This window comes from Vibrio sp. Vb1337, from assembly GCF_033338715.1.
In the GTDB taxonomy this organism is placed as follows: Bacteria; Pseudomonadota; Gammaproteobacteria; order Enterobacterales; family Vibrionaceae; genus Vibrio; species Vibrio alginolyticus.
The window spans coordinates 1-1,153 of the sequence record NZ_JAWOTD010000198.1; the positions used below are offsets into that span (position 1 = coordinate 1).

The following is a 1,153-nucleotide window of genomic DNA, read 5'->3' on the forward strand; positions in this document are numbered from 1 at the left end:
GCTTTTTCGATGGTTTCGACCTGATTGTGCAGGAAGTAAACCTGACCACCACGCATGATTTCACGCAGTACGGCTTCTCGCACCACGGACTCTTCACGTTCACGAACAAATGTCTTGATAGCTAAACGGCGTGCTGGTGGTGTGGCGATGATCGACAAATCACGCATACCACTCATTGCCATGTTCAGCGTACGAGGAATCGGCGTTGCCGTTAGGGTGAGAATGTCCACGTCAGCGCGCATCGCTTTGACTTTCTCTTTTTGACGAACACCGAAGCGATGTTCTTCGTCGACAATCAACAAACCCAAATCTTTGAATTTGATGTCGCTGGAGAGCAATTTGTGCGTACCGACGACGATATCAACTTTGCCATCGGCAACATCTTGCAAAATCACTTTTTGCTCTTTGGCTGATTTAAAGCGAGAAAGCACCTCGACTCGGATTGGCAAGTTCGCGAAGCGGTCACGGAAGTTTTCAAAATGCTGCTGAGCAAGCAGGGTTGTTGGCACGAGTACGGCAACTTGTTTGCTGTTGTCCGTAGCAACAAAGGCCGCACGCATGGCAACTTCTGTTTTACCAAAGCCAACGTCACCACACACCAAGCGATCCATCGCTTTTGCTTGGCACATATCGGAAAGCACCGCGTTGATTGCCATGGCTTGATCATCGGTTTCTTCAAACGGGAATGTTGCCTTGAAGGTCGCGTATTGGCCACGATCCAAGGCAAATTTAAAGCCCGGTTTTAGCTCACGCTTCGCGTATACATCAAGTAGCTCTGCTGCAACATCGCGTACTTTCTCAGCTGCTTTTCGACGTGCTTTCGACCACGCTTCACCGCCAAGTTTGTGCAGAGGAGCCGTTTCTTCAGCGCCGCCAGAGTAACGGCTGATCAAGTTTAGCGAGGAAACGGGAACATAAAGTTTGGCGTCGTTTTGATATTCAAGCGTCACATACTCGGTTTTCATTCCCCCCGCTTCAAGGGTTTGCAGACCGATGTAGCGGCCGATGCCGTGGTCAATATGAACAACAGGTTGGCCTGGTTTCAGCTCGGCAAGGTGGCGAATAACAGTGTCACTGTTGACGGCTTTTTTGTCTTTGCGACGGCGTTGAATTACGCGATCGCCAAACAAGTCACTTTCGCATATCAGCGCGA

Annotated in this window: 1 protein-coding gene; it reads right to left on the minus strand. The window is 50.0% G+C overall.

The window, feature by feature from the left end; genetic code table 11:
- Window positions 1–1,153: DEAD/DEAH box helicase (locus R7E42_RS24995; RefSeq protein ID WP_318073237.1), on the minus strand; the 1,153-nt coding region annotated here is incomplete at both ends.